We start from the raw sequence: 840 nt of genomic DNA on the forward strand, positions 1-840 counted from the left end.
AGCAAAATTTTAGAGGTATTATTGTCGGAGAGTTGCAGAGTCGGTTTGAGCAGATGAAATTTACTTTTAATCAGCTTAACCGTTTACTCAAAGAAATCCCATTCCACGACAACATTTATAGCTTTCACTATAGCGTTGTAGAATCAGAAAGTTTAAATAAAGTATATGACTACATCACCACAGCAGATCGTGAAGAAACAGAGCTCGTAGGGACTATGTTTGATTTACCTTCTGAGCATGAAGCCATTGGGTTGTTAAAAAGTGCACTTATAAATGGGGATGATCTTATTAACGAGATAAGAGATTATCGAAATTTCTTTACCTATGACATGAAAATGAAAAATAAGGAAACAGGTGAGGAAAATCGCATAAGTAAGATGCAAGGTACGGGGTCAGGTGGTGAGCAACAAACTCCAGCATATATAGCGCTGGCTGCTAGCTTTATGAATGTCTACAAGATAGGTAGTGAATCAGGGCAAGGGGCATCGTTAGTGTTACTTGATGAGGCATTCAATAATATGGATGCTGGCAATGCTAGCGCCGCTGTAGCATTTCTCAAAGAGATCGGTTTACAGCTATTAATTGCAGCTCCCCCAGAGGTTACGTTAAAGATAGGCAAAGAGATGGATCAGATCTATACAATTTGCCGTGAGGGAAGAGATGTTGCCATCGATCATACTAAGATTTTTGAACGTGGTCAGGAACTTATTGATCAAAGTAATCCAGTATATCACCCTGAGTTGATTAGTGAGAGAGTCGCTGAATTGAAATCAAAGGCTACATCCGATGTTTGATATGAGCCAAAACCTCGAGAGGTTGCTGACACAATTAAGTAAGAAG

General features: G+C 39.4%; 1 protein-coding gene. It reads left to right on the plus strand.

Annotated elements, in window-relative coordinates:
* Window positions 1–794: SbcC/MukB-like Walker B domain-containing protein (locus IQR33_RS11425; protein WP_322631766.1), on the plus strand; the 794-nt coding region annotated here is incomplete at its 5' end.
* Window positions 795–840 lie beyond the last annotated feature (46 nt).

This window comes from Vibrio sp. OPT46, assembly GCF_015163535.1.
In the GTDB taxonomy this organism is placed as follows: Bacteria; Pseudomonadota; Gammaproteobacteria; order Enterobacterales; family Vibrionaceae; genus Vibrio; species Vibrio alginolyticus.